The 20,981-nt window shown below is 62.5% G+C and carries 23 protein-coding genes, 1 pseudogene and 1 other annotated feature; of the genes and pseudogenes, 17 read left to right on the forward strand and 7 right to left on the reverse strand.

The genetic code is table 11. The features are described from left to right. Position 1: 1 nt before the first annotated feature. On the forward strand, positions 2-1,318 hold the full coding sequence (locus tag ACWPVA_RS00535; protein ID WP_454285805.1) for an aspartate aminotransferase family protein: 1,317 nt from the start codon (positions 2-4) through the stop codon (positions 1,316-1,318). Positions 1,319-1,477: 159 nt separating this feature from the next. Continuing rightward, positions 1,478-1,651, forward strand: coding sequence for a hypothetical protein (locus ACWPVA_RS00540; RefSeq protein ID WP_454285806.1), 174 nt, complete (start codon positions 1,478-1,480; stop codon positions 1,649-1,651). Between the two features lie 141 nt (positions 1,652-1,792). Here ACWPVA_RS00540 and ACWPVA_RS00545 read toward each other — a convergent pair. The 4 genes and pseudogenes from ACWPVA_RS00545 to ACWPVA_RS00560 all read right to left on the reverse strand — a co-directional run. Then, positions 1,793-1,902, reverse strand: a pseudogene (locus ACWPVA_RS00545) (transposase); the annotation flags it as partial. A gap of 166 nt (positions 1,903-2,068) precedes the next feature. Further along, positions 2,069-2,416, reverse strand: coding sequence for a TraR/DksA family transcriptional regulator (locus ACWPVA_RS00550; protein WP_454285807.1), 348 nt, complete (start codon positions 2,414-2,416; stop codon positions 2,069-2,071). A 50-nt stretch (positions 2,417-2,466) separates the two neighbouring features. Beyond that, entirely contained in the window at positions 2,467-3,321 is an 855-nt protein-coding gene (locus ACWPVA_RS00555; protein WP_454285808.1) for a universal stress protein, read from the reverse strand. 13 nt (positions 3,322-3,334) lie between these two features. Then, positions 3,335-4,840, reverse strand: coding sequence for a SulP family inorganic anion transporter (locus ACWPVA_RS00560; protein WP_454285809.1), 1,506 nt, complete (start codon positions 4,838-4,840; stop codon positions 3,335-3,337). Between the two features lie 166 nt (positions 4,841-5,006). Further along, positions 5,007-5,057 (reverse strand) — a sequence feature (sul1 is cis-regulatory element that is thought to sense ions involved in sulfur or methionine metabolism; They are found in Alphaproteobacteria). 408 nt (positions 5,058-5,465) lie between these two features. Here ACWPVA_RS00560 and minC point away from each other — a divergent pair. The 4 genes from minC (at position 5,466) to ACWPVA_RS00580 (ending at position 8,136) form a co-directional block, all read left to right on the forward strand. Beyond that, positions 5,466-6,200, forward strand: a complete 735-nt coding sequence (minC, locus tag ACWPVA_RS00565; protein ID WP_454285810.1) for a septum site-determining protein MinC — start codon at positions 5,466-5,468, stop codon at positions 6,198-6,200. Between the two features lie 28 nt (positions 6,201-6,228). Then, complete coding sequence (gene minD, locus ACWPVA_RS00570) at positions 6,229-7,044, forward strand: septum site-determining protein MinD (RefSeq protein ID WP_454285811.1); 816 nt, start codon at positions 6,229-6,231, stop codon at positions 7,042-7,044. Next, a complete protein-coding gene (gene minE / locus ACWPVA_RS00575) occupies positions 7,041-7,301 on the forward strand; it encodes a cell division topological specificity factor MinE (RefSeq protein ID WP_454285812.1) in 261 nt (86 codons plus the stop codon). The genes minD and minE overlap by 4 nt, the downstream gene beginning before the upstream one ends. Positions 7,302-7,662: 361 nt before the next feature. Next, positions 7,663-8,136, forward strand: a complete 474-nt coding sequence (locus ACWPVA_RS00580; protein WP_454285813.1) for a hypothetical protein — start codon at positions 7,663-7,665, stop codon at positions 8,134-8,136. Positions 8,137-8,524: 388 nt separating this feature from the next. On the opposite strand, the gene ACWPVA_RS00585 is transcribed toward ACWPVA_RS00580, so the two are convergent. Both ACWPVA_RS00585 and ACWPVA_RS00590 read right to left on the reverse strand, forming a co-directional pair. After that, positions 8,525-9,352 carry a transporter substrate-binding domain-containing protein gene (locus ACWPVA_RS00585; RefSeq protein ID WP_454285814.1) on the reverse strand — a complete coding sequence of 276 codons (828 nt, stop codon included), beginning with the start codon at positions 9,350-9,352 and terminating at the stop codon, positions 8,525-8,527. A 161-nt stretch (positions 9,353-9,513) separates the two neighbouring features. After that, positions 9,514-10,443 (reverse strand): LysR family transcriptional regulator, encoded by a 930-nt coding sequence (locus ACWPVA_RS00590; RefSeq protein WP_454285815.1) that lies wholly within the window; start codon positions 10,441-10,443, stop codon positions 9,514-9,516. Between the two features lie 150 nt (positions 10,444-10,593). Here ACWPVA_RS00590 and ACWPVA_RS00595 point away from each other — a divergent pair, with 150 nt between their 5' ends. The 9 genes from ACWPVA_RS00595 to ACWPVA_RS00635 all read left to right on the forward strand — a co-directional run bounded on the left by ACWPVA_RS00595 (position 10,594) and on the right by ACWPVA_RS00635 (position 19,193). Next, a complete protein-coding gene (locus ACWPVA_RS00595) occupies positions 10,594-11,769 on the forward strand; it encodes an NAD(P)/FAD-dependent oxidoreductase (RefSeq protein ID WP_454285816.1) in 1,176 nt (391 codons plus the stop codon). Beyond that, positions 11,766-12,020 carry a 2Fe-2S iron-sulfur cluster-binding protein gene (locus ACWPVA_RS00600; RefSeq protein ID WP_454285817.1) on the forward strand — a complete coding sequence of 85 codons (255 nt, stop codon included), beginning with the start codon at positions 11,766-11,768 and terminating at the stop codon, positions 12,018-12,020. The genes ACWPVA_RS00595 and ACWPVA_RS00600 overlap by 4 nt, the downstream gene beginning before the upstream one ends. Next, the gene (locus ACWPVA_RS00605) at positions 12,013-13,350 is read left to right on the forward strand and encodes an FAD-dependent oxidoreductase (RefSeq protein ID WP_454285818.1); all 1,338 of its coding nucleotides are present in this window, start codon (positions 12,013-12,015) and stop codon (positions 13,348-13,350) included. The genes ACWPVA_RS00600 and ACWPVA_RS00605 overlap by 8 nt, the downstream gene beginning before the upstream one ends. Further along, on the forward strand, positions 13,347-14,765 hold the full coding sequence (locus tag ACWPVA_RS00610; RefSeq protein ID WP_454285819.1) for an aldehyde dehydrogenase family protein: 1,419 nt from the start codon (positions 13,347-13,349) through the stop codon (positions 14,763-14,765). The genes ACWPVA_RS00605 and ACWPVA_RS00610 overlap by 4 nt, the downstream gene beginning before the upstream one ends. 11 nt (positions 14,766-14,776) lie before the next feature. Next, complete coding sequence (locus ACWPVA_RS00615) at positions 14,777-15,520, forward strand: 4-hydroxy-tetrahydrodipicolinate reductase (protein WP_454285820.1); 744 nt, start codon at positions 14,777-14,779, stop codon at positions 15,518-15,520. A 23-nt stretch (positions 15,521-15,543) separates the two neighbouring features. Continuing rightward, positions 15,544-16,461 (forward strand): 4-hydroxy-tetrahydrodipicolinate synthase, encoded by a 918-nt coding sequence (gene dapA / locus ACWPVA_RS00620; RefSeq protein ID WP_454285821.1) that lies wholly within the window; start codon positions 15,544-15,546, stop codon positions 16,459-16,461. Between the two features lie 189 nt (positions 16,462-16,650). Continuing rightward, positions 16,651-17,316 carry an amino acid ABC transporter permease gene (locus tag ACWPVA_RS00625; protein WP_454285822.1) on the forward strand — a complete coding sequence of 222 codons (666 nt, stop codon included), beginning with the start codon at positions 16,651-16,653 and terminating at the stop codon, positions 17,314-17,316. An 18-nt stretch (positions 17,317-17,334) separates the two neighbouring features. Then, positions 17,335-18,108, forward strand: coding sequence for an amino acid ABC transporter ATP-binding protein (locus ACWPVA_RS00630; RefSeq protein WP_454285823.1), 774 nt, complete (start codon positions 17,335-17,337; stop codon positions 18,106-18,108). Between the two features lie 8 nt (positions 18,109-18,116). Continuing rightward, complete coding sequence (locus tag ACWPVA_RS00635; protein WP_454285824.1) at positions 18,117-19,193, forward strand: saccharopine dehydrogenase family protein; 1,077 nt, start codon at positions 18,117-18,119, stop codon at positions 19,191-19,193. A gap of 49 nt (positions 19,194-19,242) precedes the next feature. Here ACWPVA_RS00635 and ACWPVA_RS00640 read toward each other — a convergent pair whose 3' ends face one another. Then, on the reverse strand, positions 19,243-19,446 hold the full coding sequence (locus tag ACWPVA_RS00640) for a hypothetical protein (protein WP_454285825.1): 204 nt from the start codon (positions 19,444-19,446) through the stop codon (positions 19,243-19,245). Between the two features lie 256 nt (positions 19,447-19,702). Here ACWPVA_RS00640 and ACWPVA_RS00645 point away from each other — a divergent pair, with 256 nt between their 5' ends. Beyond that, positions 19,703-19,963, forward strand: a complete 261-nt coding sequence (locus tag ACWPVA_RS00645) for a DUF6455 family protein (RefSeq protein ID WP_454285826.1) — start codon at positions 19,703-19,705, stop codon at positions 19,961-19,963. Between the two features lie 233 nt (positions 19,964-20,196). After that, complete coding sequence (locus ACWPVA_RS00650) at positions 20,197-20,964, forward strand: SDR family oxidoreductase (RefSeq protein ID WP_454289493.1); 768 nt, start codon at positions 20,197-20,199, stop codon at positions 20,962-20,964. Positions 20,965-20,981: the final 17 nt, after the last annotated feature.

Genomic DNA, 20,981 nt, shown 5'->3' on the forward strand with positions numbered 1-20,981 from the left:
CATGTCGATGGTGAATGCTTTTTCGCGCGAGGATTTCGAACGGTTGAGCGAAAGCGAACGGGCGCTGATCGCCCGGCGGGAAAAGGTGCTCGGACCGGCCTACCGCCTGTTCTACGAGAAGCCGCTGCATCTCGTGCGCGGCGAAGGCGTTTTCCTCTACGATGCGGCCGGCGAACGCTATCTCGACGCCTACAACAACGTCGCCTCGCTCGGCCACTGCCATCCGCGCGTCGTCGAGGCGATCACCAGGCAGACCGCCATTCTCAACACACATACGCGCTATCTGCATGATGGCATCGTCGACTATGCCGAAAGCCTGACGGCAACCTTCCCCGAAGGGCTGAGCCAGGCCATGTTCACCTGCACCGGCAGCGAGGCAAACGACCTTGCCCTGCGCATCGCCCGCTTCGTCACCGGCGGCACCGGCATCATCGCCACCGATCTCGCCTATCATGGCCTCACCAGCGCCGTTGCCGAATTCTCGCCCTCGCTCGGAGAATCCGTGACGCTTGGGCCCCACGTGCGCACCGTGCCCGCCCCCGACAGCTACCGCCATTCGCCCGAAGAGATGATGGAGAAGTTCGGCCGCGACGTCCGCGCTGCCATCGCCGACCTCAGGCGCCACGGCATGAAGCCCGCCATGCTGGTCGCCGATACGATCTTTTCCAGCGACGGCATCTTCGCAGGTCCGAAGGGCTTTCTGAAGCCGGCGGTGGATGCCATCCACGAAGCAGGCGGCCTGTTCGTCGCCGACGAGGTGCAGCCGGGATTCGGCCGCACGGGCGAGGCCATGTGGGGCTTCGAGCGCCACGGCATTGCCCCCGACATGGTGACGCTCGGCAAGCCGATGGGCAACGGCTACCCGATGGCCGGCATCGTGCTGCGACCGGAGGTCATTGCCGAGTTCGGCCCAAAGGCGCGCTATTTCAACACCTTCGGGGGAAGCCCGGTCGCGGCTGCTGCCGGCAAGGCGGTGCTCGACACAATCCGCATCGATGGCTTGCAGCAGAATGCCTTCGACGTCGGCCGCTATCTGATGGACGGCATGAAGGATCTGGCGGGCCGCCACCACGCCATCGGCGACGTGCGCGGCTCCGGCCTCTTCATTGGCGTCGAGATCGTCGCCGACCCGGGAACCAAGAGCCCGGACGCAGCCCTGACCACCCGCATCGTCAATGGACTTCGCGAGCGACGCGTCCTCATCAGCGCATCCGGCCCCCGCGCCAACGTGCTGAAGATCCGCCCGCCGCTCGTCTTTTCACGCGAGAATGCCGACATGCTCGTCGATTCACTCTGGAAGGTCATGGCGGCGCTCTGATTCCGGAAGACCAAAGGGTCACAATGGGTACCGGCGCTTCGCGGTTCGGGACGGTCCAGGAACCAACTATTTGTCCCGGATCAGCGCCTTGAGAAAGACCGGGCTCAATTGAGAGGAGGGGATTGTCGGCTAATCGTAGCTCACTCGAAGGAAATGTAGATGAGCAAGAAACCCTTAACGACGAAAGCCGAGGCCGACCCGGCCGTGAACGACATCCTCCGGGAGACCGCCAAGGTCCACAGCGAAGAAGATAAGATCCGGATTGTCCCTGCGGGCCCCTGCGGAGAGGACGGTATCGCAGACCTGTGCCGCCGTGTTTCGGATCCGCGCTAGCGGTTCTAGCTGAGGACAGTCCGCGGTCGACACCCAATCCGTCGTTCCGGTGCAGACAAAGCCGATTTAGCTCCTCGCGCGGGGCGGGAGTAAGTTCCGCTTCGCCTGTCCAATCGCGTTAAAATGTGCAAGTCTCCGTGCAATCAGGCCGCCATACTTCTTGCGCCAATTGAATACGTCGCCTCGCTGATCCCCGCCCTCCGGCAGATCTCCGCAACCGGCACGCCATCGTCTCTCTGCTTCTCGAACATTGGCACCAATTTCGCGTCGGCCGCGACGACAATCACGTGATCGGCGGGCTCAGCCAGTAGGGGCGAGTCGACGGCAATCTGGACGAGGTTGGTGCCACACCACTCGCGTGGCTCACCCTCCCGCGGCATGAATCTCTCCTATTGTTCGCGTAATTGCTTGCGCCAGCTATGGCGCGCAACGCACGCAGACCTCGAAGGTCGGGTCTATTTCCAGCCGCCGAACGGCAATCGGTTCGCCGCATTCGGCGCAATAGCCGAATTCGCCATCGCGGATCCGGGACAAGGCGCGTTCGATCGCGACTTTCCGATGCTGGCGCCGACGATTGATGTCTTGGGCCATGGCCTGTTGTTGCATGGCATCCACGCGGGATAGCCGGCCGACGCTTTGCTGGTCGAGTTCCACCGGCGCCCTGTATTCCCGGCTCTCTTCCATCAGCCGGATCGTCTCGAGCAATTCCGCCTCAAGGCGCTTCCTGAAGGTCTCGATGATATCCGGATCCTCAATGGTCTTCATGGTTCTCCTTCGGACAAGAAGGGCGGACAAAGGGCCCGCCCTTCTTGTCCTTAGCGGAAGATGACGACCGGCACCCTGCAGGAGCGGATCATCTCGGTGGTGGTGGAGCCGATGAAGAGGGAGCGCAGGCGCGAGTGGCTGTAGGCGCCCATGGCAAGAAGATCGAAGCCCTCTATCTCCACCGTCTCGGCAATCACCTTGTCGGCCTGCCCCTGGATGAGGGCCACTTCCGGCGCATAGCCGGCAGCCTTCAAAATTATAGCCCCGTCGTCAAGCTTCTTGCGGTTTTCCGGCGTGTCGGCACCTGCCATCAGCAGCTTGGTTGCGAGGCCGTCGAGGATCGCACTGCGGGAGATCTGGTCCACCGCCTTCATCGCCATGGTGCCGCCATCATAGGCGATCAACAGCTTGTTCACCGGCTTGAAAGCTCGCGAGGCAATGACGATCGCCTTTTGGGTCGAGCGAACCACACGCTCGAGGTTGGATCCGAGATGGCCCTTGGCCGAATCCGCCCCTTCACCGCGCTTGCCTATGACGATGATGTCGGCATTGGCTTCGAACTCCTGCACGGTCTCGATCAGATCGCCGTTGCGCAGCTTCGTCTCGACATTCTCGATGCCGGCCGCCTGAAGACGGGCTTTTGCCTCTTCAAGCAACAGGCGTCCGCGCTTGTGGGCGACCTTGGCCTTTTGCGCGTCGAGTTCCGCGAGTTCCTCGAGCAGGGCGGTTCGGGCGCCAAGGCCGATATTGCCGCTCAGGTTCACCGGTTGCGACGAGAGGTCGCGCCGGCCGATCACGTGGAGGATCTCCACGGTGACGTCGGTCTTGGAGGCAATCCAGGCGATGTGGTCGCACACGCTCTGGGCATAAGACGAGCCGTCGATCAGTCCGAGTATTCTTGTCATTATCGTTCCTCCCTCAGTGGCCCATCAGGCGTTCCATGGCGCCGGGCTTATCGTGGATGGCGAGTTTATCGACGATGGTCTCGCTCGCTTCGTTCATGCCGATGATCTCGACGTCGGCGCCTTCGCGGCGGAACTTCAGGACGATCATGTCGAGGGCTGCCACGCTGGAGATATCCCAGATATGGGCATGACTGACGTCTATCGTAACCTTGTCGAGGGCTTCCTTGAAGTCGAAGGCCTTGTTGAAGTCATCCACTGAGGCGAAGAACACCTGTCCCTCGACCGTGTAGGTGCGGTGGGAACCGTCAGCCGACAGAGCCGAAGTGATGCGGAAGATCTGGGAGATTTTCCAGGCGAAGAAGACGGCCGACAGCAGTACGCCGATCAGAACGCCGATGGCGAGGTTATGCGTGTAGACCACCCCGAAGACCGTCGCGATCATCACGATCGACGACGAGCGCGGGTGATCCTTGAGGTTCTTGACCGAGGACCAGGAGAATGTGCCGATCGAGACCATGATCATGATCGCGACAAGTGCGGCCATCGGGATCTGGCTGACGAGATCACCGAGCACAAGGATCATGAAAAGCAGGAAGATGCCGGCGCAAAAGGTCGACAGCCGGCCGCGGCCACCGGACTTAACATTGATGATCGACTGGCCGATCATGGCGCAACCGGCCATGCCACCGATGAAGCCGGTCATCGTGTTGGCGATGCCTTGGCCGACACATTCACGGTTCTTGTCGCTCGGCGTGTCGGTGAGATCATCGACGATCTGCGCCGTCATCAGGGATTCCAGCAGGCCGACGGCAGCCACCGCCACGGAATAAGGCAGGATGATCATCAGCGTTTCGAGGTTGAACGGGATCTGCGGGATCAGGAAGATTGGCAGGGTCGAGGGCAGTTCGCCCATGTCGCCGACGGTGCGGATGTCGAAGCCAAACCAGATCGACAGCGCGGTCAGGACCACGATGCAGACCAGCGGCGAAGGCACTGCCTTCGTCACGTATGGGAAGAGATAGATGATGCCGAGGCCGGCCGCGACCAGGACATAGGTCAGGACAGGCACGTTCGTCAGTTCAGGCAACTGTGCCATGAAGATAAGGATGGCAAGCGCGTTGACGAAGCCTGTCATGACGGACTTCGACACGAAGCGCATCAGATAGCCGAGGCGGAATATGCCCGCGACGATCTGGATGATGCCGGCCAGAACGGTGGCCGCCAACAAATACTGGAGGCCATGGTCGCGCACCAGCGTGACCATGAGAACGGCAGTGGCCGCTGTTGCGGCGGAAATCATGCCGGGCCGACCACCGACGAAGGCGATCAGCACGGCGATCGAGAAGGATGCGTAAAGGCCGATCTTCGGGTCGACCCCAGCAATGATGGAAAAGGCGATAGCTTCGGGGATGAGAGCCAGCGCCACGACGAGGCCGGCAAGCGTGTCACCTTTGACGTTGCCGAACCATTCGGACTTGAGTGAGCCAATGAAATCGCGGTTCAAGTTTAAGGTCTCCATGCCGGCGACGATGGGAGGTGGTCGATCCGGGAGTTGATGTCGTTGATCATTGAGATAGCGCGTAGGGTCATCGTCGCTTCGTCAGGGCTCGGATCCAGAAGCTGGTTCATGGCTTTGGGAGCTCCAACGGGAACTGATGCAAGCAATCGCGATGCGGGGAATTTGTAGGTTGCCGGGGGATAGGCGCCCGGAGAAGCCACCCGTGAACGGGTCCGTTGACTGCGGCAATATTGCGGCAAACCCGCTGGAAATCAAGCAAAAACTCCGCAAGCGAAGCGATGCCCTCCATGGAACTGCCAGACTTGTCCGAGATAGAGCGATCGGATCGCTTCGTTTCTCTATATGGTATTTTAGATGCGCACTTCTTCGACCCGCACCTCTCCGAAATCGACTTGAAGGATCTGCGTAAAGCCCTCTTCAGGTGGTTCCTTCGACCAGAGTGCGAAATCCCACAGGCCTCATCTGTTCCAACAGACGCGAGTGCTCGGGACCTTTCTTCTGCCTAATGACGTGATGGATCGGAGAAGCGGCATCGCCGGCTGAGATCATCACCAATCTCTGCCTGCGCCGTTAACGATTTGTTAACCATGTGGAGGCTAGCAAAGCTAACCAATCATTAACCCAGATGACCAAAGTGCCAACAGACGCCCGTTCGATTCGTATCAAGGGCCGCTCCTTTATGGCGGTCGTACTCTCACCCGATCTGCCGCTCGATGAGTGGTTGGCAAGGCTTGACGACCTCGCCGCGCGGTCGGCGGGCTTCTTTCTCGGCCGTCCCGTCGTCCTCGATGTCACGGACCTGGCGATCGATCGTGCCCAGCTGAAGGATCTGCTGGCGGAGCTTCGCACGCGCAATGTGAGCGTCATGGGGATCGAGGGCGGACGGCCTTCGCTGATCGAGCCCGGAATGCCGCCCGCCCTGAAGGGGGGCCGCCCGGCCCCCGATTTCGAAGTGGCGACGAGCGGCACGGCTGAAGTTCCACGCACCGAGGAGACGAAGGTCGAAGAGCCGACTGTCACGCGTCAGGCGCTCCAGTCGCTGATCATCCGCGAACCGGTCCGTTCGGGTCAATCGGTCACCTTCGCCGACGGAGACGTGACCGTGATCGGTTCCGTCGCTTCGGGCGCCGAAGTCATCGCCGGTGGCTCCATTCATATCTACGGAGCATTGCGTGGACGTGCCATGGCCGGATCGCTGGGCAACGCATCGGCCCGAATTTTCTGCCGCAAGCTCGAGGCCGAACTGGTGGCCATCGACGGCATCTACAAGATGGCCGAGGACATGGCGCCGGAGCTTCGCGGACAACCCGTACAATGGTGGCTCGACGACGAGACGCTCAAGGCAGACAAACTCAATTGAGCCGCAACGGCCAAAACAGGAGAGCAAAATGGGGAAGGTAGTCGTTGTCACGTCAGGCAAGGGCGGGGTTGGCAAGACCACCTCGAGCGCAGCATTGGGAGCAGCCCTTGCGCAACGTGGTGAAAAGGTCGTCGTGGTCGACTTCGACGTCGGCCTGCGCAACCTCGACCTGGTCATGGGTGCGGAACGCCGGGTGGTCTACGATCTGGTCAACGTCATCCAGGGTGACGCCAAGCTTCAGCAGGCGCTGATTCGCGACAAGCGGCTGGATACCCTGTTCCTGCTGGCCGCCTCGCAGACCCGCGACAAGGACAACCTGACGCCGGAAGGCGTGGAACAGGTTATCAACGACCTGAGGCGCTATTTCGACTGGGTTATTTGCGACAGCCCCGCCGGCATCGAGCGCGGCGCGACGCTGGCGATGCGCCATGCCGACGTGGCTGTCGTGGTGACCAATCCGGAAGTCTCGTCGGTCAGAGACTCGGACAGGATTATCGGCCTGCTTGACGCAAAGACCGTCAAGGCCGAACAGGGCGAGCGCATGGAAAAGCATCTTCTGTTGACACGCTATGACGCCAACAGGGCCCAGCGCGGCGACATGCTCAAGGTCGACGACGTGCTGGAGATCCTGTCGATCCCGCTTCTCGGCATCATTCCCGAAAGCATGGAGGTGCTGCGTGCCTCCAATATCGGCGCACCGGTGACGCTTGCCGATGCCCGCAGCGCGCCCGCTCTCGCCTACTTCGACGCGGCACGCAGGCTTTGCGGCGAAGCGTTGCCGATCGAGATCCCCGGCGAAAAGCGGGGGCTTTTCGGCAAGATTTTCGCGCGGAGGGCAGCATGAGCATTTTCAGCCTGTTCCGCAAACAGAAGTCGGCACCAACCGCACGCGAGCGCCTGCAGGTCCTTCTTGCCCACGAACGCGCCTCGGCCGGCTCCGACCTCGTCGCCGTGCTTCGTGAGGAGATTCTCGCTGTGATTGCGAGACACGTGCAGGTCGATGCCGACAAGGTGCACGTCACCATGGATCGCGCCGAACATGTCTCCATCCTCGAGATCGAGGTCGAGATCCCGCTGGACGGCGCAAGATTGGCTGCCTGAGGCGGGTCGGGTCGGTTGCGCGCCATCCACCGTAGGACTACGTCACGGGACCGCCCCAAGGGGCGGTCCCCATTGTACGATTGATCCGCCAAAGCTCCGCCGGTCCACCGTGGCGCCAATCGGGACCGCTGGCGAATATCCGGCTGACCATTTCCGTGGAATGATTGCGGCGCATGAGCGACAGACGAGAGTTTTCGGCAGAATGCGGCGTCGCCACCGGACGATGAGGCGTGTCGCGCTGCAAGCTTGACGGAGGGACATCGCTGACTCAAGCACTGGCCGGCACCGATGCGAGTTGCATTCGGGGAGGCTTTGCCTATCTTAAAGGTATGAACACTCGTCCATATAGGGAGGTGGCATAATGCCTTGGGCCGCTGCCACCGCAATCCTTCTTGTCATCGTCCTTTTCTATCTGAACCGCCGCGTGGCTGCCATTGTCTTGGCTGTTGCCGTGGTTGTCGGTGGGATCCTGTGGGTTGTCACTGAAAGACAAACCAAAGAGCGGACAGCACGGAAAGAAGCAGTCGCTGCAACGGCAGCCGACAATATGGAGGCATGTCCTGATCCCAGTCGGCCCATCATGGTTGAATTTCAAAATCAGAGTGATCAGACTGTCGAACGCCTCTCGTTTGAGCTTGCGGGCAGGCTGAGAGGGCATTCATCGATCAGTTATCGAGCCTTTCTGCGGGATGACAAGATCATTTCGCCGGGCCAATCTTCAATGACCTGCTATGGCGTTCTTCCTCACGGTTTTTCCTCTGCTGGGCGAGATAGTGACGATCCCAGTGACTATGAGTGGTCCGTTCGCATCTCGTTGGTCAGCTTTTCTCCATGATAACAATTGGGCAAGGAACCTGATCAACAAGATGCGGGTTCGACACGAGAAGGCCGCACCTTGACGGGTGCCGGATGTGGGCGGCTCGGCTCGATCTGCCCAATGGGCCCGGCGCCTATGGCGAGAGCATCTCTAACCTGCTTGCGTTTCGGGCTGCAGATCGTCTTCATCAAAGTCTGCTCGATCGGAATGCCCGAGAATTGGCTACTTTTGAACCCATTTTTTTGCGGGGGGATTACCTCTGCAATCTAGGGCTATCCAGATCGATAAAAGGAAGGCCGGCGCAAACCTGCGCCGGCCTTCTTAGATGAACTTGCAGAGGGGAAGGTTGCCAAAGCCCAGGTCAAGGGCAACTTCTCCTCGCATGGCGAGAGACAAAAGCGCGTTCTTAACCGCCGAAGCCGAAGCCGACCGGCATGTCGGCCAGTGTGATGCCGAAAGGCTCGAGGCTCTTCAGGATCCAGGTCTGATTGTTGCCGATGCGGCGATTGTATTCGGCCCACGCGGAAACGAAGCTCTTGAAGGTTTCATCGGCGCCGTAGTTGAGGGCGATGACCGAAGGCGTGGAGAGAACCGGCGTTGGAACTTTGACGGCGCCGATAGCCGGAGCCTTCTTGGAGATCACGAGACCATTCAGCATGGTGTTGACGAGGCCATCGGCCTTGCCCGTGGTGACGGCGATGATTGCCTCGTCACGGGTCTTGAAGCGCAGGATATTGGCTTTTGGAAGATATTGCTGCGTGATCAGGTCCTGGGCGGAGCCGAGGTCAACTGCAAAGGTGTATTGCGGATCGTTGAGTTCGGTCCAGGACTTGCCGTCCAGTTCCTCCTTGGCGGAGACGAGCACGAAGCTGTTGTAATAGGTCGGGTCGGAGAAGGAGACCGACATGGCGCGGACCGGCGTCGCGGTCACCGCAAAGGCCATGTCGACCTTGCCGCTCTGTACGTCCAGAATGGCGTTCGCCCAGCTGGATTCCACCACTTCAAGCTTCACGTCGAGCGTCTTGGCGACATCGTTCGCCATGTCGATGACGAAGCCCTGCCATTCGCCCGTACGCGGATCCTTGTTGAAGTAGGGCGTCTCGTTGAGGATCGCCGGAATGCGAAGGACGCCGCGGGCGCGGATGTCATCGATGGTGCCGGCCACGGCCGCCGTGCCGCCCAGCAGCGACAGCGCCATCGCCGCCACGCCACAGATCTTCGAGAATAGTTTCATGGTCTGGTTCTCCTTTGTTCCCCGGGTACTCTTTGATGTTCGCCGCCACGCACCGAATATGTCGTCCGCAGTTCACCGGCCGAAAGTCAGCCTATCCGTGAATCGATCGCGAACAATGCTAGAGAGTCCGAGCCTCTTATCGGCTTTTTTATATGTCGCGGTCAGAGCGGTGGCAGGGAGAGTTCGCTGCTGCGCGGCGGATCGAGCACCGGACCGACCAACTCGCGCCGGCAGTCCTCGTACAATTGCTGCACCATGGGATGCTTCTGCAGGAAGCCGGCATTACCGAAGTAGACACGCACTTCCGGCAGGTTGGTGAGCTTCGTGCTGCGGATAGAGACATCCTCGACTCCAACACACCAGGAGGGAATGATCGAGAAGCCGAGGCCCTCCTCGACGCAGCGCTTGACGCTGGAACTGCCGGAAGTGGAGACCGCCGGCTGGATGACCGCGCCGTCCCGGCCGAGGAAGTCGACTGCCAGGTTTCGAAGCGTCTGGCCGGGCTCATAGGTGATGAAGGGGCGGCCCTCTGCCCAGCCCGGAATGTCCTGTTGCTCAGGCGGCTCGCCCCAGGCCCGGGGATAGACGAGGCTCAGCCGGTAGCTGCCAAGCAGACGTTGCGGCACGACGGGGTCGCCGAAATAGCGTTCGGAAATGCAGACGTCGAGGCTGCCGTTCTTGACGAGTTCGGCGAGCACCGTGTCGCGCTCGTAAACGGCAAATTCCATTTCGGGAAAGGCTTCGCGGAATCGCGAAAGGACTCTCGGGAACAAATAGAAGAAGATCGCCTGGGGCATGCCGACGCGCAGCGACGAACGCTGGTTCTCGATCAGCTTGGTCAGCCGCTCGAGCATGATGTCGAGTTCGGGGTGGAGCAGGCTGTAAAGCGCCCGTCCGCGTGGGGTGAGCGAGATCCGCTTCGCACCCTGCTCGGAATCGATCAGCTTGCCCTGCAGGATCTGCTCGAGCCGACGGACATGGTTGGCGGCCGACTGGTAGCTCAGGTTCAGATCGCGCGCCGCACCCGAAAAAGAGCCGTGCCGCGCCACCTGGTAGAAAGTCTGGATGAGTGTGAGGCTGATCTTGGCCATGGCGTTGGTCCCCCTCCTTCTCTGTTAAGGGGTCGGGACTTTGTAGCGGATACAAATTTCGTGAACAAGCAAGGCCGTCATCTTGTATCGACGGTCAAGCCCTGCCGCCGCCAATATTGGTCGACAACCAACAAGGCCGGCTCGAAACCCATGCAATCCCGTCACCCGTCCAGTGCGATCGTCATCGGCTCCGGCATCGTCGGAGCCGCCACGGCCTATTTCCTGGCCAAGCGTGGCATCGCCGTCCGACTGATCGATGCGTCGGCTCCGGCCGCGGAAGCGACGGGTGCAGCCGACGGCGCCGTTTCGGTTGCCAGCAAGCGACCGGGACCTATGATGGCGGCGGCGCTCAAGGGTGTAGCACTCTATGGCGAACTGGCGGATACGGGCCTGTTCGCCGGCGCCTTCAAGCGTCGCTCGACCTTCATCGTTGCGGCATCGGATGAGGAATGCGCCGTGCTCGACGCCCATTCGTCCGCTCTCGCCAGCGCAGGCGTCAGGGTCGAGACCCTGTCCGAAGCCGATTTGCGCCAGACCTTCCCGGCCCTCTCGCCGCAGGCGAAGATGGCGGTCGAGGTGCATGGCGAGGGCCATGCGATCGGCTATCAGATCGTCCACAGGCTGCTCACCGCATCCGGCATCACTGTCGACCGCGATATGCGGGTCGAGTGCCTTCGGCTTGGAGAAGGGGGCAGACGCATTGCCGGGATCACCACGAACCGCGGCTCCCTTGACGCCGATGTTGTGGTCATCGCCGCCGGCAATGGATCGGCAGAGCTCCTCGGGTTGTCCGGCGTGCTGACCCCGCGCAAGGGCCAGTTGCTGGTGACGGAACGGGCACCTGAGCTCAACGCCGCGATGCGCGGCGCGATCATGTCGGGTCGCTACCTGCTCAGCAAGGGCAGCCAGAAGGCCGGCCACGCCCCGCCGCCGCGCGGGCTGGGACTGGTGATCGACCCGCTCGTCACTGGCCAGTTCCTGATCGGTGGTACGCGCGAGGATTTCGGCAATCGCGAAACCAACGACATCGACGCGGTCTCGCGTATTCTCACAGACGCCGTGGCGCTCGTGCCTGGCCTTGCCGACCTCAGATTGCTGAGGAGTTTCGCCGGCGTGCGCACCGCCGTTGTCGATGGTCTGCCACTCGTCGGCCGGATCCCCGGTCTGGAGAATGGCTATGTGGCGACCGGCTTCGAGGGCGACGGCATCTGTCTCGGCCCGGTCACCGGCAAGTCGATTGTCCAGCTTATCTGCGGCGAAGAGCCGGACATTGATCTTTCATCCTTCGATCCGGCCCGGTTCGCCGGCCAAGGAGTGGCGGCATGAGCGCGCTGACCTTTGACTGGATGGGACAGAGCATCCCGTTCCGCACGGGAGAGAGCGTCACGGCCGCGCTGGAGGCCGCCGGCATCCTCACCTTCGGCCCCGACGCGCTCGGCCAGGAGACGCGCTATTTTTGCGGCATCGGCGCCTGCCAGTGCTGCCTGCTGCGGGTTGACGGTGTCGTCCGGGAAGCGTGCATCACGCCGGCCAAGACGGGCATGCACGTCGAAGCGCTGGAGAGACGCCATGATTGAGCCCGATGTCATCATCATCGGCGGCGGTCCGGCCGGGCTTGCGGCAGCGACCGAAGTTGCTCGCTCCGGTTACACGGTCGAACTCGTCGAACAACGCGAGAGCCTCGGCGGTGCGATCCATCGCCAGCCGATCGAAGGCGTTGCGCCGATCAACCAGGCGGCTGGTCCCAAGGCCCGCTGGCAAGCGCTGGCGGACGCCTTTTCTGCCGCACGCATCCCGGTGCGTCATGCTTCGGTTTTCCTCGGCGTCGACGGCGACGGGCGGGTGCTGATCGAGAACCGGCGAACCGGCCGGGTCGAACAGTTGTGCCCCAAGGCTGTCATCCTCGCGACCGGCGCGGTCGAGAAGGTCTATCCGCGGCCCGGCTGGCAGATGGCCGGGGTTTCGACCGCCGGCGGGTTGCAGGTGATGATGAAGGAAACCGGACAGGCGCCCCAAGGTCGCGTCCTGCTCGCCGGTAGCGGGCCGTTGCTGATTGCGGTCGCGGCGCAGATGGCACGGCTCGGAAATCCACCGGTAGCGATCATCGAGGCGGGCGATCCTGTGCGGCGGATCGGACCAGCGCTTGCCATGCTCGGCCACGCCGCACTACTGCGCGAAGCAGCGGGCTATCTCTCGGACATTTATCTGCGCCGCATTCCGTGGATGCGTGGCACGCAGTTCATGGCGATCGAGCGCGATGGCGCGAGCCTTCAGGGCGTCGTACGCCGACGCGACGGTAGTGAACAGCGGATCGCGGTCGATCGCATCGGCCTGCATGACGGCATTCGTCCCAACGACTTCGGCCTGCCAAACGAGACGACAGAACCGACGTCCGGGCCTTTGATCCTCAGGGCCGGGGATTGCCGCGAGGCGCTCGGCGCCTTCGCCGCCAAGGCCGACGGACGGCGGGCGGGCCGCGCGGTCGTGGACATCCTGTCGGGGAGCCGCGACCGCGCGCAGCTTGATCGGGCGATCGAACGCGCCCGCACAGCGCAAGCGACCTTGGCCGCGCTGTTTGCGCCAGTCCACGGCGCTCGCCCGCTCTCATCCCTGCCGGACGAAACCATCCTTTGCCGTTGCGAAGGCAAGACGGTCGGCGACCTGCGCAATCTTTGCGACCGGGCGGATCGGCTGACGGGCCGGGAAATCAAGCACAATGGCCGTTTTGCCATGGGCGCCTGCCAGGGCCGTTTCTGCGCCGCCAACACGGCGGCGCTGATGGCCGAGATCAATCCGGATGTCCCCGCACCTAAGCCCGAGGATTTGACCGGTCGCCGCTGGCCAGTTCGGCCGATTTCCATCGCGGCGCTAACCGGCGCCACTTCCCAGAACACTGAAAACGAATGACGAGGTTTACCGACATGACGCAAGCCCAGCGCCTGGCTCTTGAGACAACCAATACGATCCTGGTCCGCAACCCCTTCGACGGCGCAGCGGTCGGTGAGATCGCCGTGAACTCGACGGCCGAGATCACTGCAGCCGTTGTCCGCGCCAAGGCTGCCCAATGGGATTTTCGTCGCTCGACCCCGGCCGTGCGCCGCGCCATGCTGAACGCACTGGCCGCCGAGATCGCAGCCGACGCCGAAAATCTGGCACGCATCATTTCCAACGAGATGGGCAAGACCATTCGCGAAGCTCGCAACGAGGTACGCCGTGCGCAGAACACGCTGAAGCTTTCGGGCGATGCCGCGACCTTCCTCGACGGAGAGGCGCTGCACTGCGCGATCGTCGAGGGCGGTGCGGACCGGCTGGCGACGATCACCTACGAACCCGTCGGGGTCGTGGGGGCGATCACCCCGTTCAACTATCCGCTCAACCTGCTTTGCCACAAGCTGGGTCCGGCGATAGCCGCCGGCAATGCCGTGGTGGCCAAACCGTCGCCCAAGGCGCCGCTGGCCGCCCAGCGCTTGCGCGAACTGGCGCTGAAGGCCGGCTGGCCGGCCGACCTGTTCCAGATCGTGCATGGCGCGGCGGAGGCTGCCCTGTCGCTGGCCCGCTCGCCGATCGATCTTCTGTCGTTTACCGGCGGGCCGGGTGCGGGCCTCGCGCTCAAGAATGCCAGCGGGCTCATTCGCTGTCTGATGGAACTCGGCGGCAACGACCCGCTGTTCGTGCTGCCCGATGCCGATCTTGACATGGCGGTCGCCACCACCATCGGCCACCGCTTCGAGATCGCCGGACAGAGCTGCGCCGCGGTCAAGAAGCTCTACCTGCACCAGGACATCGAGAAGCTCTTCACCGAGAAGTTGCTCGCGGCCGTCGACGCCGTCGAGTTCGGCGATCCCTCCAAGGACGACACCGACATGGGCACGGTGATCGACCTGGCTGCGGCCAAGACCGTGGCCGAGCGGGTCAATGCCAGCATCTCCGGCCATGGTGGCAAACTGCTGACCGGGGGCACCCATGACGGCACGGTCTTTGCGCCGACCGTCATCTCGCAGGTTGCGGTCGACGCGCCAGTGATCGCCGACGAGACGTTCGGCCCGATCATCGCGATCCGCAGCTTCACCGACCCGCGCGCGGCGATCGCCGAGGTGAATGCCGGCGCCTATGGCCTGCAGGCCGGCGTCTTCACCAATGATCACGCGCTCATCAAGACCTTCTCGCGCGACCTCATCGTCGGCGGCGTGATGATCAACGAAGGTCCGGACTTCCGCGCCGAACACGTGCCCTTCGGCGGCGTCAAGCGTTCCGGCCTCGGTCGCGAGGGTGTCCGCATCGCGCTACGCGAAATGTCCGAGCCCAAGGTGGTTATCGACTGAGGAGCGAGGTCATGCGCATTGGTATCATGGGGGCATCGGGCCGGGTCGGAACCCGGCTCGTCGAACTGATCCTCGCCAATCCGGGGATGGAACTCGCCGCGGCCCTGGTCTCGCCCGGTTCGAAGCTCGCAGGAACGCCGGTCGCCGGCGGCAGCATCGAATACCGCCCGGCCGAGGCGGCGATGAAGAGCCATTGCGACGTGATGATCGATTTTTCGACTCCGGTCGCGAGCTTGGCATTGCAGGAGGGCGTCGGCAAGAAGGCCATCCCGATGGTGATCGGAACCACCGGCTTCACGGCTGAGGAGGACGAGCGGCTTACTGCGTTCAGTCGATATCGGCCGATGCTGGTCAGCGCCAATTTCGCCCGCGGTTTCGAAGCTTTCAGGTTGGCGGCTATCGATTTTTCGCGACGCATGCCCGACGCCGAGGCCTCCGTTTCCGAAACCTACCACGCACGCAAGAAGGCAGAACCCTCGGGGACCTCCCGGCTTCTTGCCCGACAGCTTTTCGAGGCGCGCAGTCGAGCCATGGGTTTTGCCGCACCAGAACCGGCAATCACCGTCAACCGCGAAGGCGATACGGTCGGTGTTAACGAGATCCGCTTCGACCTGGGTTCGGCCGAGGCCGTTTTCACCTACCGCGTCCACACGCTCGCAGCCTATGCCGAAGGGGCAATTGCCGCGGCGCAATGGCTGGTTTCCACACCGCGCACCGCCGGCCGCTACAGCCTGGCGGACAGCCTGAACGACTAATGATACTAGAGAGGAACATGACCATGCAGGACCTTCATCAACGCTTCAACGGCGTCTTCACCGCCCTTATCACGCCCTTCAAGGACGGCGCCGTCGATACAGCGGCCTATGACGCCCTGGTCGAGCGCCAGATCGAAGCCGGGGTCGCCGGTCTCGTTCCGGTGGGAACGACAGGGGAAGCAGCGACGCTTTCCGACGAAGAGGCCGACGCACTGATCGCCCGGACCGTGAAGCTTGCCGCCGGGCGTGTCCTGGTGATGGCGGGCGCTGGCGCCAACGACACGAAAAAGACGATCGACAAGGTCAAGCGGGCCGAGCAGGCCGGGGCGGATGCCGTTCTGATCGTCACGCCCTATTACAACAAGCCGACCCAGGCCGGTCTCGTCGCGCATTACGGCGCAGCGGCTGAGGCGACCTCGCTGCCGATCATGCTCTATTCGGTTCCCGGACGCTGCGGCGTGGAGATATCACCGGAGACCTGCGCGGTCCTGATGGAAAAGCACGACAACATCATCGCGATCAAGGAGGCCGGCGGATCGGCCGCCCGCGTCACCCAATTGCGCGCCGCCTGTGGCGACGGGCTGATCATCCATTCGGGCGATGACGGGCTGACCTTGCCCTTCCTGTCACTCGGCGCGCTTGGCGTCACCAGCGTCGTCGCCAATGTCGCGCCGCGCGAGATGGTGCAGCTGGTCGAGGCCTGGAAGGCGGGCGAAACGGCGCGGGCCCTCGCGCTGCACGAACTCATTGCCGAACTCACCGACGGCATGTTCATCGAATCCAATCCGGGCCCGGTCAAGGCGGCGCTGGCGCTCGCCAACCTTGCCGGACCGGAAATGCGCCTGCCGATGGTTCCGGTGTCTGCCGCCAACCGCGAACGGCTCGCCGGCATTCTCGGACGCTTCACCTCGGCTTCGGCCGCCTTCCAAGAAATGCGGTAAGCGGCGGCATCAGCTTTGCATTGTCCGTGGCGTTCGGACGTAGGACTATCAACCGTCGGCTCCCGGCCTTGCCGGAGGCCGACGCAAGACCAGGGGAACAAGAATGACAAACAGGACTGACAAAGACCGGTGTCCCCGGTGCGGGCGTCGCCCGTCTTGCCGGGTGACCAGGATCGCAGGAGGTGCCCTATGAGTTATAGCTGGGACTTCCATTCTGTATGGCAATACTGGGACCTCTTTCTCTGGGGGCTCTGGATCACCGTCCTCTACACCTTCGGCTCGATCTTCTTCGGCATCCTGATCGGCTTCCTCACCTGCGCGGCGCGGCTGTCCGGCTTGAAAATCCTTTCCGGCATTGCCCGGGTTTACCAGGAAATCTTCCGCTGCACGCCGCTACTCGTCCAGCTTTTGTGGTTCTACTATGCCTTCCCGTTGCTGGTCGGTGCTTCGATCGACAACCGCGTCGCGGCGATGCTGACGCTGTCGCTCTATGTCGGCGCCTTCTACGCGGAAATCTTCCGTGGCGGGATCGTCTCGATCGACAAGGGACAGCGCGAGGCGGCCTCGGCGATCGGCATGAGCCCCTGGCAGTCGATGCACCGGATCATCCTGCCGCAGGCGATGAAGCGCGTGCTGCCATCCTTCATCAACCAGTCGGTCATCCAGTTCAAGAACACGTCTCTAGTCTCGGTCATCTCTGTTGCGGACCTTGCCTACATGGCAGCGGTGGTGAATGGCCAGACCTACCGGCCGCTGGAATCCTACACCCTCATGGCCGGTCTCTACATCGCCATGCTTCTGCCGCTCACTCAGGCCGCGGACTGGATCGAACGGCGCCTCAGGGTCAGCGACTAACGGAACGGAAGCACGGACATGACACAGAACTCCACACTCAAGGCACCCGTGATCGAAGCCTCCGCGCTACGCAAGAGCTACGGTACGCTCGAAGTCCTCAAGGGGCTCGACCTCAGCCTCGAGCGCGGCGAAGTGGTGGCGCTGATCGGCCCCTCCGGGTCCGGCAAGTCGACCTTCATCCGCTGCCTCAACATGATGGAAATCCCGACGGGCGGAACGATCCGGTTTCGCCAGAAGGCGGTCGGCGAGCGGTTTCGCGACAAGGGCGACGAGATCGGCATCGGCACGCTGCGCCGCCATGTCGGCATGGTGTTTCAGCACTTCAACCTCTTCCCGCACAAGACGGTGCTGCAGAATGTCACGGAAGGTCCGATCGTGGTGTGCAAGCGGCCGAAGCGTGAGGCGGAAGAGCTCGCCATGGACCTGCTCGCCCAGGTGGGACTGGCGGAAAAGCACGCCGCCTATCCGAACCATTTGTCCGGCGGCCAGAAGCAGCGCGTGGCGATCGCCCGGGCGCTGGCGATGGAACCCGAGGTGCTGTTGCTCGACGAGGTGACCAGCGCACTCGATCCGGAGCTGGTGGGTGAGGTTCTCGCCGTCATCCGCGGGCTGGCGGACAAGGGCATGACGATGGCGATCGTCACCCATGAGATGGCCTTTGCCGCCGACGTCGCGAGCCGCGTCCTCTTCCTTGACCAGGGCGTGATCGCCGAGACCGGTAGTGCCGAGGATGTGATCCTCAATCCGCAGAACCCGCGTCTTCAAGGATTCGTAGCGCGGTTCAAGGGTTGAGCGTCACCATGGCGAAACTGAAGGTCAGCATATTCGGTGCCGGTGAAATCGGCTCGGCACTGGCAATGGCATTGTCGGCCAGCGACGATTTTGCCGTACAGGTCATCGACCGGTCGGAGGAGGCGCTTGATCGCCTGCGCACAATGAACGTCAAGGCGACGCTACATGCCTTCGGCCACGGCGACGAGTTGCAGGGACTGCTGTCCGGCCAGGACGTCGCAGTGGCGGCGGTGCCAGAAGGGGCCGTGAACGAGGTTGCACAGGCAGCATCGCGGGCAAATGTGCACTACCTCGATTTCTCATGCGCCCGACCGGGAACGCGGGCCATCCTCGCACCGCTCGCCGAGAACCGTGCCGTCTTTAACGGATGTGGTGTTTCGCCAGGAATGATCGGCAATGTCGCTTACGGGTTGCTGAGTGCCTTCTCCCCGGTGACCGATCTGACCATCCGGGTCGGCGCCATACCGCGCTACCCGACCAACCGCCTCGGCTACGGCCAGATCTGGAATGTCGACGGCCTGATCGACGAATACACCCGACCGAGTGCTGCGATCCGTGACGGCCACGCGGTGTGGGTCGCGCCACTCGAGGAATATGGCCAACTGAGCATCGACGGCGTAAGCTATGAGGAATTCGTCACATCGGGCGGGGTCGAGGATCTGTCGATCTTCTCCGAATCCGCCCCGAAGAACGTGACGTTCAAGACGATCCGCTATCCCGGCCATCTCGACTACATGCGCTTCCTGCTCGATGATCTCGGACTTCGCAATCGCCGCGACATGCTGCGATCGCTTCTCTACAACGGCTTGCCAGTCATCGAGGACGATGTCCTTCTTCTGGTCGTCACCGCCCGCGGCTATCGCGGCCGCCAGCCGACGGAGCGAACGATCTGCCACCGCTTTTCGCCGAACCGGAGCCTGGGGCCATTCAATGCCCTTACTTCGGTCGCAACAGGCTATGCGGCAACCCTGCTTTCAATGCTCCACCACGGAGAAATTGCAGCCAGGGGATCCATCGCGCATCACCGCATCGATAGCGAAACGCTATTGTCAGGCCCGTTTCTCAAGCCCCTGCTTTCCCGTTGAGCGGGCTACACAGCGCCAGATCACGGACCTGCACCGGCCGAAGCAGCCGTCAGGCCGCCGATTGCTGCTCGTCACTCTGCCGTGCCAGCGATTGCCTTTGTGAGCACCTGCTGTCTGTCGCAGGCCGATTGGCGCCACCGTTGGCTGCGTCTTCGAGCAATTGAGCGAAGGATGCGTGGCTTACCTTGTCGGCGCGCAGCAATTCTCCGATCAGCGGATCCGTCAAAACCTCTGAAATCGTCATGTCCTGCATGGCATTCCTCCTCCTGCTTTGCACAGAAGCTACAACGGGACTGCAAAATCTCGATGTCGTCAGGGTGTCAAAAGCAAGGCAATGCGACCAGCGCACCTGCATCGTCATTCGCCTGCACGAAGGCGGAGCAATTCATGACGCCTTCGTGCTTTTCGGGGGCGACTGGATAATTCCAGCAGCTTGCGCTGGATCAATCGCGACCGGGAGCGAGAGCGATATATTTATCCACAAATGTTCGGGATGAGGGAGAGGTAGGATGGGCATCGTGGAAAAAGTCGAGACGCGGCTCGAACGTCAGGCTCATTTGATGGGCCTGATGATGGAGCGGCTGGGTGTAGACCAAGAGTTGGCCGGACAAGAGCAACTCGGATTGAGTTTGGCGCGGGCGGTGCGATCTTGCGTTTTCTGCCGCCACAGCGACGCATGTGAATCCTGGCTCAACGGATGTTCCGAGCATCAGCCGGGCCTCGGCCCCGATTTTTGCGGCAACCGACAGTTCTTTGGCGCGCACAGCTAATAGCTTGCTTGAGGTGGGCCGCCGCACGTCTCGACCGTGTGACCTGGCCGGAGTGGCGAGCCAAGACGGTTGCCGAGACGTTCGTTGACGCCGCCTGCCGGATGAGAGTCTAAAGGCGGGTCAGCGACTTCCACATGGTTTCGGATCCTCTATAGTCGGACGCGGGCGTGATCCTGTCGGCCTTGGCGGCGGGCAGGGGAGCCGCGCGAATCACGGCATTTGGAGTGACAGAGTTGAAAAATCCGCTATTCAGCCTCGAAGGCAAAACCGCCCTCGTGACCGGTTCGTCGCGCGGACTCGGACAGGCTATCGCCATCGGTCTCGCCGAAGCCGGTGCCCGGCTCGTGCTGAACGGCATGGATGCCGACCGGCTGGCGAAAGCCGCTGGCACCCTGGCGTCGCAAGGACGTGCCGTTCTTGCCGAGCCCTTCGACGTGACCGATGAAGCGGCCGTCGTCGCTGCCTTCAGGCGGCTGGATGCGGCGGGTATCGAGATCGACATTCTCGTCAATAATGCCGGCATCCAGCTTCGCAAGCCACTCGTTGAACTTGAGGCCGAGGAATGGCGGCGGGTGATTGACACGAACCTGACCAGCGCCTTCTTCGTCGGTCGCGAAGCGGCCAAGCGCATGATCCCGCGCGGGCGTGGCAAGATCGTCAATATAGGCTCCCTTATGAGCGCCTTTGCCCGCCCGACGGTCGCGCCCTACACGGCGGCGAAAGGCGGCATCAAGCTGTTGACCCAGTCGATGGCGGCCGAGTGGGCCGAGCATGGCATCCAGGCCAATGCCATCGGTCCTGGCTACATGCTGACGGACATGAACGAAGCGCTCACCAGCAATCCGCAGTTCGACGCCTGGGTGAAGGGGCGCACGCCGTCGCGGCGTTGGGGGCGTCCGGAGGAACTGGTGGGGGCCGCCGTCTTCCTTGCCTCGTCAGCCTCGGACTACGTCAACGGCCAGATCATCTATGTCGATGGTGGCATGAGCGCCGTGCTCTGACACGCAGAAACGCCGCC

Source organism: Rhizobium arsenicireducens, from assembly GCF_964021225.1.

Coding starts and splice junctions, on each gene's coding strand:
- ACWPVA_RS00555 (WP_454285808.1), bottom strand. CDS start 3,321: ATGACAAGAATACTCGGACTGATCGACGGCTCGTCTTATGCCCAGAGC.
- ACWPVA_RS00635 (WP_454285824.1), top strand. CDS start 18,117: ATGGCGAAACTGAAGGTCAGCATATTCGGTGCCGGTGAAATCGGCTCG.
- ACWPVA_RS00640 (WP_454285825.1), bottom strand. CDS start 19,446: ATGCAGGACATGACGATTTCAGAGGTTTTGACGGATCCGCTGATCGGA.
- ACWPVA_RS00630 (WP_454285823.1), top strand. CDS start 17,335: ATGACACAGAACTCCACACTCAAGGCACCCGTGATCGAAGCCTCCGCG.
- ACWPVA_RS00535 (WP_454285805.1), top strand. CDS start 2: ATGTCGATGGTGAATGCTTTTTCGCGCGAGGATTTCGAACGGTTGAGC.
- ACWPVA_RS00585 (WP_454285814.1), bottom strand. CDS start 9,352: ATGAAACTATTCTCGAAGATCTGTGGCGTGGCGGCGATGGCGCTGTCG.
- ACWPVA_RS00645 (WP_454285826.1), top strand. CDS start 19,703: ATGGGCATCGTGGAAAAAGTCGAGACGCGGCTCGAACGTCAGGCTCAT.
- minE (WP_454285812.1), top strand. CDS start 7,041: ATGAGCATTTTCAGCCTGTTCCGCAAACAGAAGTCGGCACCAACCGCA.
- ACWPVA_RS00550 (WP_454285807.1), bottom strand. CDS start 2,416: ATGAAGACCATTGAGGATCCGGATATCATCGAGACCTTCAGGAAGCGC.
- ACWPVA_RS00590 (WP_454285815.1), bottom strand. CDS start 10,443: ATGGCCAAGATCAGCCTCACACTCATCCAGACTTTCTACCAGGTGGCG.
- minC (WP_454285810.1), top strand. CDS start 5,466: ATGACCAAAGTGCCAACAGACGCCCGTTCGATTCGTATCAAGGGCCGC.
- ACWPVA_RS00615 (WP_454285820.1), top strand. CDS start 14,777: ATGCGCATTGGTATCATGGGGGCATCGGGCCGGGTCGGAACCCGGCTC.
- ACWPVA_RS00595 (WP_454285816.1), top strand. CDS start 10,594: ATGCAATCCCGTCACCCGTCCAGTGCGATCGTCATCGGCTCCGGCATC.
- ACWPVA_RS00610 (WP_454285819.1), top strand. CDS start 13,347: ATGACGAGGTTTACCGACATGACGCAAGCCCAGCGCCTGGCTCTTGAG.
- ACWPVA_RS00560 (WP_454285809.1), bottom strand. CDS start 4,840: ATGGAGACCTTAAACTTGAACCGCGATTTCATTGGCTCACTCAAGTCC.
- ACWPVA_RS00580 (WP_454285813.1), top strand. CDS start 7,663: ATGCCTTGGGCCGCTGCCACCGCAATCCTTCTTGTCATCGTCCTTTTC.
- ACWPVA_RS00625 (WP_454285822.1), top strand. CDS start 16,651: ATGAGTTATAGCTGGGACTTCCATTCTGTATGGCAATACTGGGACCTC.
- ACWPVA_RS00605 (WP_454285818.1), top strand. CDS start 12,013: ATGATTGAGCCCGATGTCATCATCATCGGCGGCGGTCCGGCCGGGCTT.
- dapA (WP_454285821.1), top strand. CDS start 15,544: ATGCAGGACCTTCATCAACGCTTCAACGGCGTCTTCACCGCCCTTATC.
- ACWPVA_RS00540 (WP_454285806.1), top strand. CDS start 1,478: ATGAGCAAGAAACCCTTAACGACGAAAGCCGAGGCCGACCCGGCCGTG.
- ACWPVA_RS00600 (WP_454285817.1), top strand. CDS start 11,766: ATGAGCGCGCTGACCTTTGACTGGATGGGACAGAGCATCCCGTTCCGC.
- minD (WP_454285811.1), top strand. CDS start 6,229: ATGGGGAAGGTAGTCGTTGTCACGTCAGGCAAGGGCGGGGTTGGCAAG.